The organism is Nonomuraea helvata, assembly GCF_039535785.1.
GTDB lineage: Bacteria > Actinomycetota > Actinomycetes > Streptosporangiales > Streptosporangiaceae > Nonomuraea > Nonomuraea helvata.
This window is the reverse complement of record NZ_BAAAXV010000009.1, coordinates 837,853-853,481: the sequence shown is the minus strand read 5'-3', so window position 1 is coordinate 853,481 and position 15,629 is coordinate 837,853. Positions and strand designations below refer to the sequence as shown.

General features: G+C 68.3%; 14 protein-coding genes. 9 read left to right on the top strand and 5 right to left on the bottom strand.

Annotated elements, in window-relative coordinates:
- The first annotated feature begins 177 nt into the window (after positions 1 to 177).
- From ABD830_RS36715 to ABD830_RS36705, 3 genes are read left to right on the top strand one after another with little or no spacing between them, the layout of a single operon-like run.
- Entirely contained in the window at positions 178 to 747 is a 570-nt protein-coding gene (locus ABD830_RS36715; protein ID WP_344997978.1) for an NAD(P)H-dependent oxidoreductase, read from the top strand.
- Positions 744 to 1,193, top strand: coding sequence for a MarR family winged helix-turn-helix transcriptional regulator (locus ABD830_RS36710; RefSeq protein ID WP_344997976.1), 450 nt, complete (start codon positions 744 to 746; stop codon positions 1,191 to 1,193). The genes ABD830_RS36715 and ABD830_RS36710 overlap by 4 nt, the downstream gene beginning before the upstream one ends.
- Positions 1,194 to 1,213: 20 nt before the next feature.
- Positions 1,214 to 1,984, top strand: a complete 771-nt coding sequence (locus ABD830_RS36705; RefSeq protein WP_344997974.1) for an SDR family NAD(P)-dependent oxidoreductase — start codon at positions 1,214 to 1,216, stop codon at positions 1,982 to 1,984.
- A gap of 160 nt (positions 1,985 to 2,144) precedes the next feature.
- On the opposite strand, the gene ABD830_RS36700 is transcribed toward ABD830_RS36705, so the two are convergent.
- The 3 genes from ABD830_RS36700 to ABD830_RS36690 all read right to left on the bottom strand — a co-directional run bounded on the left by ABD830_RS36700 (position 2,145) and on the right by ABD830_RS36690 (position 4,905).
- On the bottom strand, positions 2,145 to 2,924 hold the full coding sequence (locus ABD830_RS36700) for a maleylpyruvate isomerase family mycothiol-dependent enzyme (RefSeq protein ID WP_344997972.1): 780 nt from the start codon (positions 2,922 to 2,924) through the stop codon (positions 2,145 to 2,147).
- 202 nt (positions 2,925 to 3,126) lie between these two features.
- Positions 3,127 to 3,924 carry an alpha/beta fold hydrolase gene (locus tag ABD830_RS36695; RefSeq protein ID WP_344997970.1) on the bottom strand — a complete coding sequence of 266 codons (798 nt, stop codon included), beginning with the start codon at positions 3,922 to 3,924 and terminating at the stop codon, positions 3,127 to 3,129.
- 30 nt (positions 3,925 to 3,954) lie between these two features.
- Entirely contained in the window at positions 3,955 to 4,905 is a 951-nt protein-coding gene (locus ABD830_RS36690) for an alpha/beta fold hydrolase (protein WP_344997968.1), read from the bottom strand.
- A gap of 151 nt (positions 4,906 to 5,056) precedes the next feature.
- On the opposite strand from ABD830_RS36690, the gene ABD830_RS36685 reads away from it, so the two are divergent.
- Positions 5,057 to 5,935 carry an AraC family transcriptional regulator gene (locus tag ABD830_RS36685; RefSeq protein ID WP_344997965.1) on the top strand — a complete coding sequence of 293 codons (879 nt, stop codon included), beginning with the start codon at positions 5,057 to 5,059 and terminating at the stop codon, positions 5,933 to 5,935.
- 25 nt (positions 5,936 to 5,960) lie between these two features.
- Here ABD830_RS36685 and ABD830_RS36680 read toward each other — a convergent pair whose 3' ends face one another.
- Positions 5,961 to 6,446 carry a MarR family winged helix-turn-helix transcriptional regulator gene (locus ABD830_RS36680; RefSeq protein ID WP_344997963.1) on the bottom strand — a complete coding sequence of 162 codons (486 nt, stop codon included), beginning with the start codon at positions 6,444 to 6,446 and terminating at the stop codon, positions 5,961 to 5,963.
- A 76-nt stretch (positions 6,447 to 6,522) separates the two neighbouring features.
- On the opposite strand from ABD830_RS36680, the gene ABD830_RS36675 reads away from it, so the two are divergent.
- A complete protein-coding gene (locus ABD830_RS36675; RefSeq protein ID WP_344997961.1) occupies positions 6,523 to 7,605 on the top strand; it encodes an FAD-dependent oxidoreductase in 1,083 nt (360 codons plus the stop codon).
- Positions 7,598 to 8,452 (top strand): VC0807 family protein, encoded by an 855-nt coding sequence (locus tag ABD830_RS36670; RefSeq protein WP_344997959.1) that lies wholly within the window; start codon positions 7,598 to 7,600, stop codon positions 8,450 to 8,452. Before ABD830_RS36675 ends, ABD830_RS36670 begins: the two co-directional genes overlap by 8 nt.
- Positions 8,453 to 8,612: 160 nt before the next feature.
- On the opposite strand, the gene ABD830_RS36665 is transcribed toward ABD830_RS36670, so the two are convergent.
- Positions 8,613 to 9,371, bottom strand: a complete 759-nt coding sequence (locus ABD830_RS36665) for an SDR family NAD(P)-dependent oxidoreductase (RefSeq protein WP_344997957.1) — start codon at positions 9,369 to 9,371, stop codon at positions 8,613 to 8,615.
- Positions 9,372 to 9,694: 323 nt separating this feature from the next.
- Here ABD830_RS36665 and ABD830_RS36660 point away from each other — a divergent pair, with 323 nt between their 5' ends.
- The 3 genes from ABD830_RS36660 (at position 9,695) to ABD830_RS36650 (ending at position 15,623) form a co-directional block, all read left to right on the top strand.
- Positions 9,695 to 10,246 carry an RNA polymerase sigma factor gene (locus ABD830_RS36660; protein WP_344997955.1) on the top strand — a complete coding sequence of 184 codons (552 nt, stop codon included), beginning with the start codon at positions 9,695 to 9,697 and terminating at the stop codon, positions 10,244 to 10,246.
- On the top strand, positions 10,246 to 11,139 hold the full coding sequence (locus ABD830_RS36655) for a CU044_5270 family protein (RefSeq protein WP_344997953.1): 894 nt from the start codon (positions 10,246 to 10,248) through the stop codon (positions 11,137 to 11,139). The genes ABD830_RS36660 and ABD830_RS36655 overlap by 1 nt, the downstream gene beginning before the upstream one ends.
- A 233-nt stretch (positions 11,140 to 11,372) precedes the next feature.
- Positions 11,373 to 15,623, top strand: a complete 4,251-nt coding sequence (locus ABD830_RS36650) for a HAMP domain-containing protein (RefSeq protein WP_344997951.1) — start codon at positions 11,373 to 11,375, stop codon at positions 15,621 to 15,623.
- Positions 15,624 to 15,629: the final 6 nt, after the last annotated feature.

Below are 15,629 nucleotides of genomic sequence, written 5' to 3'. Positions count from 1 at the left end.
AAGGGGAGTCAGGGGGTCACTGTTGATCTTTGAGAGCCAAACGGGGAGCCACTGCTCTACCCGGCCTGCGGCTTGAAGATCTTGTCCATCGCGACCGCGCTCCTGGTGGCGGCGGGCCTGACCTCTTGCCAGTAGACGGTTCGCCGCATTACATGCCTGGCTATAGGATTGCCGGCTATGGAATCTATAGATGTGCTCGGCATCTGCGGGAGCGTGCGGGCCGGGTCCCTGAACCGAGCGCTGCTGCTGGCCGCGCAGGAACTGGCCCGCGCCCCTTTCCAGGTGGAGGTATGGGCCGGCAACGCGGAGGTCCCCCGCGTCGACGCGGCCATGGGGCGTCCGTTCCCGCCGGTCGTCGCGGCCTTGCGAGATCGGGTCGCGGCGGCTGATGTGCTGCTGCTGGTGACGCCGGAGCTGAACCGCAGCATTCCCGGCAACATGAAGGACATCGTCGACTGGCTGGGGATTCTCGCACCGCCTCGCCCGCTGGCCGACAAGCCCGTCGTGCTGATGAGCGCCTCACCGAACAGGTTCGGCGGCGCGTTCGCCCAACTGCAGCTCGCCGACCTACTCCGGCGGTCCGGCGCCGAGGTCCTGTCCGACCTTGACGTCGCGGTTGGCTACGCCCACCGTCACGTCGACGACCACGGTGTCCTGGTGGGCGAGAGCCCACGACACGAAATCGCCGAACTGTGGCAGCGCGTTCTCACCCGAGTGCAAAGTCATCGGCAGGTAGTGCCGGCATGATCACCGGGCGTCAGACAGCCGCCGACAACGGGCCCGTCGGTTACGCGCTCGCCCATGCCACCCGGGCGCACCGTGCCGTGTTGCAACGCCGGATGGCACAACTCGGCCTCCACCTGGGCCAGGAACTCCTCATAGTCGACATCCACCACAACCCCGACACGACCCAGGCGGAACTCGTCCAGCGGATCGGCTTCGAGCAGCCCACCATCGCCAAGGCGCTCACACGGATGGAACGGACCGGGTTCGTCCAGCGCACCGCCGATCCCAACGACCGCCGGGTGACACGCCTGCGGCTGACCGAACGCGGCGAGGCCGTCGTGGCCGCCGTAACGGCCGCATGGGCGGAGACAGACGCCCAGGCCACCGCCGGGCTCAACGACGAGGAGGCCGAACAGCTCATCCGCCTGCTGACCGCCGTCCGCCACAACCTCGAACAACCCCACTGACTGAGACAGAACATCAGGAGATGAACGTGGACCTTGGCCTGGCAGGAAAAGTCGTGCTGGTGACCGGCGCCAGCACGGCGATCGGCAAAGCCACCGCATTGGCATTCGCCGAGGAAAAGGCGAACATCGCCGTCGGCTACCACTCCAACGCCCAGGCCGCCGCCGAAACGGTCGCCCTGGCCGAGCAGCGCGGCGCTCGCGCGATCCGCTGGCAACTCGACCTCGGCCAGCCCGACTCTCTGCAGATCGCGGTCGAGCACGCCCGCGAAGAACTCGGACCGATCGACGTCCTGGTCAACAATGCGGTCCGCTGGCCGGATTGGCCCCAGCCCGACGAACTGTTCGAAACCGCACCGCCAGAGCGATTCACCACCTCAGTAAACGCGAACCTCATCGGCCCCTACCTGCTCGCCCGCGCAGTCGTCGCCGACATGCGCAGCCACGGCTGGGGCCGCATCGTCAACGTCTCCACCGGCCTGGTCGAGGACGGCTTCCCCGGCAACGTCTCCTACATCGCCGCCAAGGCAGGACTGCACGGCCTCACCCGCGTCATGTCCCGAGAACTGGCCGCCTCCGGCATCCTCACCAACGTCGTCATGCCCGGCTTCACCCCTGCAGACAAACCCCTGCCACCCGAACTCATCGAACAGGCCGGCACCGCCGCCGCAACCCGCAGAGTCACCCACCCCGACGACGTCGCCCGAATGATCGTCTTCCTCTGCTCGACCGCTAACACCAACACCACCGGCGAAGCCATCAGAACCGACGGCCACTTCCTCAGCCCGGGCTGACCCCAGCCACATCTCGATGCTCACTGGAGCTACCACCTCGCCCACGGCGTTCTGTTACATGGTGGCCTGCGGGTATGAAACGGGTTCCGTTGCAGGTGCATCCCTCACGCCATGGCCACACCGCCATGGATCTCTGGGCGAGGTTGCATCCAAGCGTGCATCAGCCGTCGGTGACCCAGTCCATGTGTTCGATCCAGTGGTCGAGCAGCGCCCGATCCCCCTGCAATTCCAGGGAAGGAGCCGCATCCAGTGCGCGGCGCCTGCTGATCACGAGCAGGAGCTCGACGGCTGGGCCGCGTACCACGACGTCCGCCTCGGTGTGCGTGCGCTCCAGCACGACCATGTCCGGTTCCCGGCGTGCCACCCACTCCCCAGGCGCGTCGGTTGCGTGGAAATGCAGAGTCTGACCGCCCCCGCGCATCGCATCGGCGAAGGCCGGCCTGTTCTCCCAATAGCCGCGGGAAGTCATCGCGTCCAGCCAGTCCTCGAGGGCCGCCACGGCAAGCTCCGGCGCCAGCTCGTACCGCATGCCGAGCGCCGCAGCCGCGTCCGCGCGATGCACGCAAGCCTCGCTGAACAGCCGACGTGACCAGAACGGCACGCCTGCGGCGCCGCCCGCCGGATTCCACACCGGCGTGTCATCGGCGACCGATGCGAACGCCTGTCTCGCCTCGGCCGCGCCGTCGCTCAGCCAGGCGCGCCACTGGCCCGAATCGGTCGGACCCGGAACGTAGCCGGCGAACGCCCTGCTCGGCTCGGTCATCTGCTCACCCACGAGCATGGCCACCATACGCTGTGTCCCGCCGACATGGTCGACAAGGTCGGCCAGCGTCCATTTCGGACATGTCGGCACCGGGGCCGCCGCATCCCTGCCGTGCACCCAGTCGGCGAACATGCTCGTCTGCTCGACGACGGCCTTTAAATACGCGGATGTGTCCATCGCTGCACCTCCAAGTGCTTTGCGATCTTCCCGAAGTTCGCGGGCCATATGTGTGGCACTATGCCGGAAAACAGGGCTGCCGTGGTTGCGTTTGACTGTCGTGAACCGTCGGGGTTCCTGCCGGCCTCGGTTGCGTCCACGGGAGTGATGCGACGGATGCGTTGCTGCGGCATTACAACACGGAGGACCGACCTCACGTCTGTCAAGCCGATGGGGTTCCGGCCGGCCGGCCGTCTGCGTCGCCTTTGAGGACTGGCTCCAGGAAGTTCGAGATTTCATTCGCGACGACGTCGGGCCTCTCGAGGCCACACAAGTGGCCAAGATCGCTCAGCAGGACCGCACGGCCTCCGGGGATGCGCCGCACGTCGTCAAGCTGCTTGGCTTGATCTACGACGATGTCCTTCCCGCCGAGTATGTAGCAGGTCGGTACGCGTATCTCAGACAGCTCGTCGGCCTGGCTTGTCAGCGCACCGCCGGCCAGCCAGCCGTGCCACATCTGCTCTGTGACGGTCAGCATGCTGCTCGTCAGACTCGAGGTCTTCGACGGGTCCAAGGAGATTGCTGCCACTGCTTGCGTGAGGGCCTCGACATTGCCGTACGCGGCATCGAAGCCGGCGATCACCTCGTCACCGGCAGTCGTCCCCGCGGCGTTCCACGGGACGACGCCGACCAGCGCACGCACCTCGTCCGGGTGGTCAAGCGCGATACGCACCGCGATCGCACCGCCGAGGGAGTAGCCGACCAGGCAGTAAGCGTCGACGCCCGTGTCGTTGATCGCGTCGTGCAGGGTCGCGGCCAGCGTGGTGAGTCTCCCGTCCGCCGGCGCGCGTACGGACTGGCCATGTCCGGGCAGGTCGAAGATCAGGACGCGGAACCCGCTGAGGTGTCGCGCGATTCTGACCATGAGGTCGGCCGAGGCGCCGAATCCCGGCAACATGACAAGTGCCAGAGGGCCCTGGCCGTGTTCCTCCCAGTAAATGCCTGAACTGGTGTGTGGCATCGCGAGCTCCTAGGTTCGGTGCCGTCACGGTCAGTGCGACGGCGAAGTGTGGCTCGTGGTGAAGGCCAGAAGAAGGGCGGCGGTCCGTGGCGGATCCTCGAGTATGGGTGTGTGTCCGATGCCGGGCAGCACCTCCACTTTCGCGCCCGGCACGGCGCGGTACTCCTCGGCGGATGAGGATCGCCATCGCTTGTCCTCCTTGCCGAAGATCACCAGCAGCGGCTTGCCGAGGTGGATCAGCCGATCGGGGAGCGCGCGCTGCGTCAGATAGTCGTCGCCGGCCCGCGATGTCGCGGTGAACGCGTGGTAGGTCATGCCGCGCACGTCGTCCACGATCGCTTGCGGGATCTGGTAGCCGCGGCGGCTGAACGCGGTGCTCGCGCCGTTACGGATCACGCTGTCGGTCCGGAACCGCCACAGCAGCTGCCCGATGACGGGGTCGTACAAGAGCCCGGCGACGAAGCCGTTCGAGACGAAGGCGTCCAAGCGGGGTGCGGTGTCGATGATCGCGAGCGCGGTCACCAGGTCGGGTCGTTGCTCGGCGAGGGACGTGACGACCACACCGCCGGTGGAATGGCCGACCGCCACGGCGTGCTTGACGCCGAGCCGGTCCATCGCCTCCGCGACCCGGCGTCCCTGCTCGGGGATCTCGTAGCCGCCGCCGGCCGGTTTGGCAGACTGGCCGTGTCCGAGCAGGTCGATCCGGATGACGCGATAGGACTTGGTCAGCAGCGGAACGAGCGCGTCCCACGAGCGGGTCGACGAGGCGAGCCCGTGGATCAGTACGAGCGCAGGGGCATTGCGGGGGCCGTCCTGGCGCACGTAGATGTTCCCGCCGTCGAGGGGCAGCGTCGAATTCCTACTGGCCTCTGCGCCCTCCCGCGTCACCAGCTCCGCGTTCAGGAGAAGCAACCCGACGACGGCGAAGAGGACGGCCGAGGTGATCAGGAGGCGCCGCCGGCGCCGTGCCGCGCGGCTCACCTCAGCCTGCCGGTGCGGAGACCGCGGGTCGGTGTCGTCGAAAGGGCGGGGTCATCGAGCCCCAGGGGAATCACCATGGGTCTACGGTCGCCGCAGGTGCGCGCCGGAGTATTGAACGAATGTTCCGGTCAGTGGGCTCTAGCATGTGACGATGCGGTCCACCGCGTACGAACGTGACGATGTGACTGCGTGGGACGTCGCACGCCCCGCGCGGACCGGCCGGGCGGCCGGTGTCAGCATGGCTGGGTTCGGTGTCCGTAGCCTGGCCGGGGTCGGCCTCCGGATGGTCCCGCACCCGGCCGTGATGCTGGCTGTGGAGTTCGGTGACGGCACACCCTTCGTGGACGACGCCGCCGGACGGCAGCATCGGGGAAGTCTCGTCGCCGGGCTCGGGGTCGGGTTCGGCGGCGCGGTTCGCGTGCGAGGTGAGAACGTCGAATGCGTGCAGGTGCGCCTGTCTCCGACGGTGGCACGCGCGATTCTGGGCGTCTGCCCGGCCGAGCTGGAAAGTGTCGTGGTGACCCTTGAGGATCTGTGGGGCCGAGAGGCGTCACGGATCCGTGAGCAGCTGGGCGATGCCACCTCCTGGACGGATCGCTTCGTGTTGATCGACGCGGTGCTCGCCCGCCGACGCGAGGCGGCGTCGCCGGTAGACCCGGAAGTGGCCTGGGCCTGGCACCGGATCGCCGTCAGCCGAGGCCTCGTCCGGATCGACCACCTGGCGGCTGAGGTCGGATGGAGCCGCAAACGCCTGTGGTCCCGATTCCACTCTCAAATCGGCCTGCCACCCAAGCGCGCCGCAAAGCTGGTCCGTTTCGACCATGCTGCCCACCGCCTGGTCGCGGGTGAAGGCGCGGCCCGAGTCGCGGCGGACAGCGGCTATGCCGACCAGTCCCACCTGCATCGGGACGTCATGACGTTCACCGGGGTAACCCCATCGACTTTGGCCGGCGAACCATGGCTGGCGGTCGACGACACCGCATGGCCCAGCCGGCGCTCAGACCTGCGACGACAGCTCTCGACGACCTAAGACGCCTGCGCCACGTCGGTCGTGGTCAGCCATCCGGTCGGGCGGGGTCGAGGCGGGTGACCCGCCGGGTGTTGGCGAGCAGTGCGTCGGTGGTGCTGCGGACGAAGTCGAGGATCGCGCTGAGCTCGTTGTCGTCGTATCGGCCCATGATCGCGGTCATGTCCCCGACGAACGGGCCGAACGCCGTCGCCATCAGGGCGTCCATCCGTTCGTTGGGCAGCAACTGCACCACGACCTTGCGGCGGTCGTGCGGATCGGGACAGCGCTGCACATAGCCGGCCTTGCTCAGCCGGTCGACCATACGGGTGACGGCACCCGTGGTGAGACCGGTGTGCTCGCCGATGGCCCCCGCCGTCACCGGGCCCAGCCGTTGCAGCAGGTCCAAGCATTTGCGCTCGACCGCACTGAGTCCCAGCAGCCGACCGACGGCCTCGTGGAACACCACGACCGCCATGGCGAACTCGCGACCGACGAGTTCTGCGGCCTGATCGACGGGGTCGACTTGCGTCATGCGTTCAGCATATCTTACCGTTGCATTATCTTAATGTCGTGATAATGATGAGCGCAGATAATGAACGGGGCAGGCAATGAGAGTCGTCGTGGTAGGAGCAGGGCTCGGAGGGTTATGCGTGGCCAACGCGCTACGCCGCACCGGCGCGGACATCGAGGTGCTGGAGGCGCACGACGGCATCACCGACGCCGCACAGGGCTACCGGATCAACATCAACGCGACCGGGCATGACGCGCTGCACGCCTGCCTCGCGGCCAAACAGTTCGAGGACTACGAGCGGAGCCTGCACCGCCAGGACGACCCCGCGACGTACCTGTTCTCACCTGCCTTGCAGCTGCTGTCCCGCGACGAGATGCCACCGGTTCCCGGAGCCGTCGACCGGGGGGCGCTGCGGCGCGTGCTGGCCGAAGGCGTGGCTGACCGGATCACCTTCGGCCGTGAGGTCACCTCGCTCGCCGACGTCGGTGACGCCGACCTGGTCGTGGCCGCCGACGGCATCGGGTCCGCGCTGCGGCGGGAACTGCTGCCGCACGCCGGTCCAGAGCCGCTCGGCTGGACGGCGATCTTCGGTCGCAGCCCGTTGACCGCCGTGAACCGGCCATGGATGCCGCCGGTGGTCATGCGGAGCCGCTTCTGCGGCGTGACTGACCAGGCGGCCACCCTGGCCCTGTGCGCGTACGACCCACCGGTCTCGACGACGATCGCGCCGTACGTGATGTGGGTGTTGATGGGCAGAGACGAAGAACTGCCCCGACACGGTACGAGCCGCGCCGACCTCGTTCATTTCGCTCAGGACCGTACGGCCGACTGGGATGCCCGCGCGACCTCTGTGCTGCGTGACTCGATCATCGCCGACACGTTCATGACTCCGCTGCGCGCGATGCCCGCGATTCCGGACATCCCCACCGCCACGGGAATCCCCGTCGCATTCCTTGGCGACACCATCCACGCAATGTCGCCCGCCGGCGGCGAGGGCGCGAACACCGCGCTCGGCGATGCCGCCCGCTTGATGTCCCATGTGGACCGGACAGGTGACCTCACCGAGGCAGTCGCCGCCTACCACCGGGACATGCGCATCACCGCAGGCGCCGCTCTCGCCCGGTCGGCCGGGTTCGCTGTCGAGGCACACCACGTCGCCGGAAAGGCGTCCCATGTCTGAGATCCGCCTGGGCCGCAAGGCGGCCTACATAGCCTTGATGATCGCGAACGCCGCGGTCGACCTGCTCCTCCCGACGGTGATGCTGTTCGCGCTGGCTCCGACCGGCATGCCTCCTGCGGTACGGCTGGCCGTCGGCGGAACCCTGCTGAGCGGCAAGGCGATCGGTGGCCGTGCCGAGTCCGGCCGGTTCCGCTGGCGGCTGGCCGTGGTGGCGGCACTCCTGCCGGCGGCGGCGATCGTCGGTTCCTACGCCCTCGGCCTCGGCAATGTCCCCAGCATGGTGATCGGCGCGATCGCCTCCGGTGTGATCGTGCTCGCCGACCTGCTGCGCAGCCGTTGGCGGGACGGATCCAAGCATCGGGTGGACGTGTTCGCCGTGGTCGTCCTGATCGAGGTCGCGGCCAGCGTGGTACTCACCTCGATCAACGGTGACGCGCGCTTCGTGCTGGCCCGGATATCGATCTACCTGGCCATCGGCGGCATCGTGATCCTTGCGACGACCTGGTCCGAACGACCGTTGATGCGCACCGCACTCAAACCCGTTGCCTCGCAGGGCGATCCGGCGCGCGCCGAGGCGTTCGATCGGGCCTGGCAGCACTCTCGGCAGTTCCGTACGCTGTACCGGGCGATGACGGCCAGTCTGGGCGGGGTGCTGATCGTGGACGCCGTCCTGCGCGTCGTGATCATCTACAGCCAGTCCGCCGACGCGGTGGCCCGATCGTCGCTCAGTTCCCAGCTCCCGCTGATCATCCTGATCGCCGTGTGGTTCGCGGTCGGCCGGGGCCTCGCGGTGCCCCGAGCCATGCGGCTGCTGGAGGCCGAACTGGCGAACGGCTCGGCGAAGTGAGCGGCTCCACCACGGCCCATGCGGCGAACGAGCAGCGCGTTGAGGACGACGGCGACCCAGACGAACGGGCGGCACCGATGTGGAGACGCTGGTTGCGGCGAGCCTCTTGAGGGAGGCGGACTGGTGACCGTGCTCGCCCTGCGCGGAGGACGGTGGGGCGTCAGTACATGGACATCCCGCCGTTGACCGCGGCCGTGGTGCCGGTCATGAAGGCGTTGTCCTCGCCGGCGTAGAAGGCGACCGCCTGGGCGACGTCGTCCGGGTGTGCCAGGCGGCCCATCGGGGTAGCGGCCACCTGCCGCTGCCGGTGCTTCTCGTCGAGCACGTTCTTCGCCATGCGGGTGTCCTCCACCGGGCCCGGCTCGACGACGTTGACCGTGATGCCCCGCGGGCCCAGTTCCTGGGCGAGGTACCGGGCGAACTGCACCAGTGCGGCCTTTGCCGTGCCCAGTGCGATCATGCCCTCGCGGGGATGGTGGCTGAGGCCGGTGCCGAGGTAGATGATGCGTCCCCAGCCCTGTTCGGTCATGGCGGGGAGGACGGCTTTGGTGACCGCGAACGCCGCACGCATCTCGGCGTCGAGCTTGCCGCCCAGTTCGTTCCAGGTCATGTCGTGGAACGGCTTGACCACATACGGGATGAGTGCGTTGTGCACGAGCACGTCGATGCCGCCCCACGCCGCCTTGACCTGCTTGACCATGCTCTCGACCGCCGCCGCCTCGCGCACGTCGGCCTGCACCGCCATGGCCTGGCCGCCGGCGGCCTCGATGCCGGCCACGACCTCGTCGGCGGCCGTGACGTTGCGGAGGTAGTTGACCACCACGCGCATCCCTCGCGCGGCCAGAAGGCGCGCGGTGGCCGCACCGATTCCGCTGCTGGCGCCTGTCACCAATGCCACCCTGCCGGTTGTTCCAGTCACGGGCCCACCTCCTGCTCATCGCGAGCGAACGAATGCTGTGCCTGTGGCGCGAGGACGGGGAGTGGAGTCGGCAAGGGCCGGACGGCGTGATCGACGTGGCAGGCTTGGGCCTCTTCGGCCACATCAAGGCGCGCGGCGTGAGCGGCGCCCCGCTTGGACGCCGCGGGAGGCCAGTAATCAGCCTAATCTGGCGCTACGGCCGCTCTGTTGCGCGTTGCCAGACAATAGGCCATTCCATGCTGAACGCGAACCAGACGTGAACCCTTTCGGCGTGTGGCGGTAAGTAACGGTGGCCGCTGCCACTCCGAGAAGGGCTCATATGCATGACCATCACCCGTGAAGTCGATCAGTCCGACGACGCGACCCTCATCCAAGAGTCGCTCCGTGAACCGGAGATCTTCGCGGCGCTCTTCGACAGGCACGCACCCCTGTTGCACCGCTATGCCGTACGCAGATTAGGCCCGGACGCGGCCGAGGACGTCGTCTCCGACACCTTCCTCGCGGCCTTCAAGCACCGGGACCGCTACGACCGCTCGCGTCCCGACGCGCGCCCCTGGCTGTACGGCATCGCCTCGAATGTCATCGGCAAGCGAAAACGCACCGAGCTGAGCCTGTACCAGGCATATGTCCGCAGTGGCGTGCATCCGGGGGTGCCGCCGGTGGAGGACGAGGTCAACACGCTGGCCGTCAACCGGCCGCTGGCCGCGGCGCTGCTGGAACTCAAGCGCGGCGACCGCGACGTACTGCTGCTGGTCGCCTGGGCGGAGCTCACCTATGAGGAGGTGGCGAACGCGCTCGGCATCCCGGTGGGAACAGTGCGCTCCCGCCTCAACCGGGCCCGCACCAAGATTCGCGAGACGTTGGGAGACAAGTGATGGACAACCTCAAGACCATGTGGGCGGAGGTTCCCGCGGGCACCGAGCGTGACCTGGCCGGGGCCCGGCACCGGCTGCTGAACGGCATGCGGCAGCCCCGGCGCAGCCGCGCGAGGCTCAGGTTCGCGGTCGCAGGGGGGCTGGCCGCGGCGCTGACCGTGGGGTTCGCCGCCGTGCAGGTGACCTCGGACGTCAGACCGGCCAGTGCGCAGGAACTGCTGGCGCGGGCGGCGGAGTCGGCCGGGTCGGAGCCGGATCTCCACCCGCGCCCGGGCCAGATCGTGCACACGGTGGGCCGCGACCTCTACTCCAGCGGCGCGAGGTCCGGCGATTCCTCGGGCATCGAGGCCGAGGCCCGGGAGGACTGGGCGCCCGTCGACGGCTCACGCGAGTTCATGATGCGCCAGGGCGAGCAGGTCACCCTCATGAAGCTCTGCTCCGACAGCTTCAACAGAACCGTGGGCATGACCTACGTGGACCTCGCGAACTGGCCCACGGACGTGGCGGCACTCAAAGAGCGGGTACGGCAGGTGGTGGCCAAGCACCCGGCAGAGCCGCAGCTGCGCGAGACGTTCACGCTCCAGGACCTGATCAACATGTCCGCGGTACGGCCCAGCCTGCGTGCCTCGCTGTTCAAGCTGGTCTCGGAGATGAAGGGGGTGTCCATGAGGCCGTCGGTCACCGACGCCTTGGGGCGTAGCGGCATCGGCGTGCAGACCCCCGACCACATGGTTCTCATATTCGAGCCGGAGACCTACCGCTACCTGGGCTACAACTCGCTGGACGAGCAGGGACAGCTGGTCGGCGGAGGCGCTGTCGAAAGGGTGGAGCTGCTCGACAGGCTCCCGAAGGAGAAGGTGACCTTCACCGAGCCGAAGTGCATGCCGGCCTGAATGCCGCGGCATCCGTCAAGCCGAGGAGACTGCCGCCTCAAACTGCGACGTCACCTTCCCGGCACAACCCGACGGATTGCAAACGTGCCCCCATCAAGTAATCTCACGTGCAAAGATTCAGGAAACGAAGCTCCTCTTTGGCCGTATGGGCGTCGATCGGGGCGCGGTGATCGCCCCGTGACGGGTTGCAGCATCGCACCGGGCTTGGCCGTGAGGCAGACAGTGAGGTGGACATGGGTGGCTCGACCATCGAGGGGTCCCGTTCGGCCGGCGCTCCCTCGGCCGAGGTGGGAGAGCCGGAGCTGAGGCAGTTGCTCGCCGGACTGACGGCGATCAAGGACGGAAACTTCGGCACGAGGCTGCCCGGTGACGCCGACGGTCTGTTCGGCGAGATCGCCACGGTCTTCAACGGCATGGTCGACCAGTTGGCCCTGGTCACCTCTGAGGTGACCAGGGTGGCCCGCGAGGTGGGCACCGACGGGCGGCTGGGCGGCCAGGCCGAGGTCACGGGTCTGTCGGGCACCTGGACGGATCTGACGGAGTCCGTCAACGCCATGGCGGGCAACCTGACCGACCAGGTGCGGAGCATCGCCCAGGTGACCACGGCCGTGGCCAGGGGCGACCTGACACAGAAGATCACCGTGGACGCCCGGGGCGAGATCCTGGAGCTGAAGAACACCGTCAACACGATGGTGGACCAGCTGTCGTCGTTCGCCGACGAGGTGACGCGGGTCGCCCGTGAGGTGGGCACCGAGGGCGAGCTCGGCGGTCAGGCCGACGTCAAGGGCGTGGCCGGCACCTGGCGGGATCTGACCGACTCCGTGAACTTCATGGCCGGCAATCTCACCGACCAGGTCCGCAACATCTCCCAGGTGGCCACGGCGGTGGCGCGCGGCGACCTGTCGCAGAAGATCACCGTGTCGGCCCGGGGCGAGATCCTGGAGCTGAAGAACACGCTCAACACGATGGTGGACCAGCTGTCGTCGTTCGCCGACGAGGTGACGCGGGTCGCCCGTGAGGTGGGCACCGACGGGCGGCTGGGCGGTCAGGCCGACGTCAAGGGCGTCTCGGGCACCTGGAAGGCGTTGACCGAGTCGGTCAACGTGATGGCCGACAACCTCACCGCCCAGGTGCGCAACATCGCCGAAGTGACCACGGCCGTGGCCAAGGGCGACCTGTCGCAGAAGATCCGGGTGGACGCCCGCGGGGAGATCCTGGAGCTGAAGGAGACCATCAACACGATGGTCGACCAGCTCTCGTCGTTCGCCGACGAGGTGACGCGGGTCGCCCGCGAGGTCGGCACCGAGGGCAATCTGGGTGGCCAGGCGACTGTGCGTGGGGTGTCGGGCACCTGGAAGGACCTCACCGACAACGTCAACGTGATGGCCTCCAACCTGACCAGCCAGGTGCGGAGCATCGCCCAGGTCGCCACGGCGGTGGCCAGGGGCGACCTGTCACAGAAGATCACCGTGGAGGCCAAGGGCGAGGTGGCCGCCCTGGCACAGACGATCAACACGATGGTCGACACGCTGAGCGCGTTCGCCGACGAGGTGACGCGGGTGGCCCGCGAGGTGGGCACCGAGGGGCAACTGGGCGGCCAGGCGCGGGTGCCCAACGTGGCCGGCACCTGGAAGGACCTTACCGACAGCGTCAACTCCATGGCCGACAACCTGACCAACCAGGTGCGCAGCATCGCCCAGGTCACCACGGCGGTGGCCAGGGGCGACCTGACCCGCAAGATCGACGTGGACGCTCGCGGGGAGATCCTGGAGCTGAAGACCACGATCAACACGATGGTGGACCAGCTGTCGTCGTTCGCCGCCGAGGTGACCCGGGTGGCCCGCGAGGTGGGCAGCGAGGGCCGGCTGGGCGGTCAGGCCGAGGTGGAGGGCGTATCGGGCACGTGGAAGCGGTTGACGGAGAACGTCAACGAGCTGGCCGGGAACCTGACCCGGCAGGTGCGCGCCATCGCCGCGGTGACCAGCGCGGTGACCTCGGGCGATCTGACCAGGTCGATCACCGTGGACGCCGAGGGCGAGCTGGCGGACCTGAAGGACAACATCAACTCGATGGTGGGGTCGCTGCGCGAGACCACCCGGGCCAACGAGGATCAGGACTGGCTCAAGTCCAACCTGGCCCGCATGTCGGGGCTCATGCAAGGGCACCGCGACCTGGCCACGGTGGCCGAGCTGGTCATGAACGAGCTCACGCCGCTGGTGTCCGCCCAGTACGGCGCCTTCTTCCTGGCCGACGGTGAGGAGCTGCGGCTGATCAGCGCCTGCGGCTACTCCACCGAGTCCGGCCGTCCCACCCGCTTCAGGGTGGGGGAGGGGCTGGTCGGCCAGGTCGCGAGCACGCGCAAGAGCATCGCCCTCACCGAGCTCCCGCCGGGATACGTCAAGGTCTCCTCCGGCCTCGGCGAGGCGCCGCCCAGCGCCCTGGTGGTGCTGCCCGTCATCTTCGAGGAGCAGGTGCTCGGTGTCATCGAGCTGGCCTCGGTGCACGCGTTCACCCCGGTCCACCGGTCCTACCTCGAGCAGCTCACCGAGACGATCGGCGTCAACCTCAACACCATCGTGGCCAACGCCCGCACCGACGAGCTGCTGGCCGAGTCCCAGCGCCTGACCGCGGAGCTGCAGGCCCGATCCGCGCAGCTCCAGCTCCAGCAGGAGGAGCTGCAGCACTCCAACGCCGAGCTGGAGGAGAAGGCGCGGCTGCTGGCCAGCCAGAACCAGGACATCGAGGCGAAGAACCTGCAGATCGAGCAGGCCCGCCAAGAGCTGGAGGAGCGGGCCCACCAGCTGTCGCTGGCCTCCAAGTACAAGAGCGAGTTCCTGGCCAACATGAGCCACGAACTGCGCACCCCGCTCAACTCGCTGCTCATCCTCGCCCAGTTGCTGGCCCAGAACCACACGCGCAACCTCAGCCCGAAGCAGGTCGAGTACGCCGAGATCATCCATTCGGCCGGCTCGGACCTGCTGCAGCTCATCAACGACATCCTCGACCTGTCCAAGGTCGAGGCGGGCAAGATGGACGTCACCCCCGAGCGGGTGTCCCTGCGCCGGCTGATCGAGTACGTCGAGGCCACCTTCCGGCCGATGACGAGCCAGAAGAGCCTGGACTTCGAGATCGTCACCGCGCCCGGCATCCCGGTGGAGCTGCTGACCGACGACGCGCGGTTCCGCCAGGTGCTGCGCAACCTGCTGTCGAACGCGGTCAAGTTCACCGAGACGGGCGGCGTCGAGCTGCGCATCGAGCCGGCCGGCCACGGCGAGCTCCCTGCCACCGTACGCGCCCATGGCGCGGCGCTGGCCTTCCGGGTGATCGACACCGGCATCGGCATCAACGAGCATCAACTAGAGATGATCTTCGGGGCGTTCCAGCAGGCCGACGGCACCACCAGCCGCAAGTACGGCGGCACCGGGCTCGGCCTGTCGATCAGCCGCGAGATCGCCCACCTGCTCGGCGGCGCGATCACCGCGCAGAGCGCGCCCGGCCAGGGCAGCACCTTCACCCTGTACCTGCCGATCGCCCACCCTGATTTCGAGGAACTCGCCTTCGTCGCGGAGCCCTCCGCCGAGGCGCAGGAGGCCGGAGAGGACGAGCCCACGGAAGCCGGCCCGTCGGCGGCGCCGGCTCCGCAGCACCGCCGGCTCCTGGTGATCGAGCAGCGGCCCCGCGGGCTGCTGTCCCTGGTCACCGAGACGGTCGTGACGGAGCTGTCGGGAAGATGGGACGAGACGATCGAGCTCGTCACCGCGGCGGGGGTGCAGGAGGCGGCCGCCACGCTCGCCGACCAGCCCTGTCACTGCATCGTGCTCGACCTCGACCTGCCCGAGGGGGCGGCCTACCACCTGCTGGAGACCATGGAGAGCGACCCTGCCCTGGCCGGGGTGCCTGTCCTGGCCTACAGCAGCTGGCGCACCACCCAGCAGGAGACGATCCTGCGCCCGCACTCCCCGGACCGGCCCCTCGAACAGCTGTCCAGCCTGGACGAGCTCCGTGAGCGCATCGCCCTGCACCTCACCGCCAATCGGGCGGGGGAGGTGCCGCCGCTGATCCGGCGCGAACCGGCGCAGGCGCCCGCAGCGGTCACGAGTGACAGCCCGCTGGCGGGCCGCACGGTCCTGGTGGTCGACGACGACACGCGGAACCTGTTCGCGCTCACCAGCATGCTGGAAAGCCACGGCATGACGGTGCTGCACGCCGAGAACGGCCGGCTGGGCATCGACACCCTGATCGCCAACCCCGACATCGATCTCGTCCTGATGGATGTGATGATGCCGGAGATGGACGGTTACACCGCCACCAGCGCGATCCGGGCCATGCCGCAGTACGCCGACCTGCCGATCATCGCGGTCACCGCCAAGGCCATGCCGGGCGACAAGGAGAAGAGCATCGCGGCCGGGGCCAGTGACTACGTCACCAAGCCCGTCGAGATCGGCCATCTCGTCGATCGGATCCGGCACTGTCTCAACGCCTGACGCTCA